Genomic DNA, 842 nt, shown 5'->3' with positions numbered 1-842 from the left:
GGCGTGGAATCGTCAGTGCTCTGGCCATTCTGGATCACGCCAAGCACGTCGCCTGCATCATCCAGCACCTGCTCGATGGTTGGCTCACTGGGCGCAGTCAGGTCCACTTCCAGCTTGAACAGCTTGCTCGGTGCGCTCTCGCCCTTGGCGACCAGGGTCACCGTCGCATGCAAGCTATGAATACCTTCACTCAGCGGCGTGGACGGGGTGAACTGCCAGGTGCCGTCGACGTCGGCAACGACCTCACCCAGCAGCACGCTGCCTTCGTAGATTTTGACGATGCCGCCTGCCGTTGCCGTACCGAACAGGTTCGGCATGCTGTCGTCGGTGATGCCGCCACTGAAGACTTCGCCGGTCACGCTGCCAGCATCATCCTCGGCGTAATAGATGTTGATCTTCTCTGGGCGCGTATCAACGATGAACTCGGTCGCCGGGCTGCGCTCACCGCCATTGCCCGCCTTGTCCACCGCGGCGTAAGTGAAGATGTGCAGGCCATCGGCCAATGCAATCTCCGGCGTGAACGACCAGTTGCCCTCGGCATCCACAGGTACCCGGCCAATCACCTGGCCCTTGTCGTAGATGATGACCGTGGCCAGCGCCTCGGCGGTGCCATTGATGGTGGGGCGATTGTCGTCAGTGATGGTCTGCTCGCCGATCTGGCCGGTGATGCGACCCACATCGTCCAGCATGCCGAGAATGACCGGCGGCTCAGCGGCGATTTTGTCGACGATGATCACGTACGGCAACGACTCTTCACCGGAGTCGCCGTTCGGATGCTGGTGAATGATGCTGATCTCGTGGCGGCCATCCGCCAGCGGATACAGCGGCGTGAATGACCACTT

General features: G+C 61.4%; 1 protein-coding gene. It reads right to left on the bottom strand.

Going from position 1 to position 842, the window contains the following annotated elements:
* On the bottom strand, positions 1–842 hold an 842-nt coding region (locus ACVOL0_RS20375; protein WP_481550629.1), incomplete at both ends, for an Ig-like domain-containing protein.

The organism is Stenotrophomonas sp. STEN021 (assembly GCF_056760175.1).
Note: the sequence above shows the minus strand (reverse complement) of the source record. Positions and strands in the feature narration are given on the sequence as shown.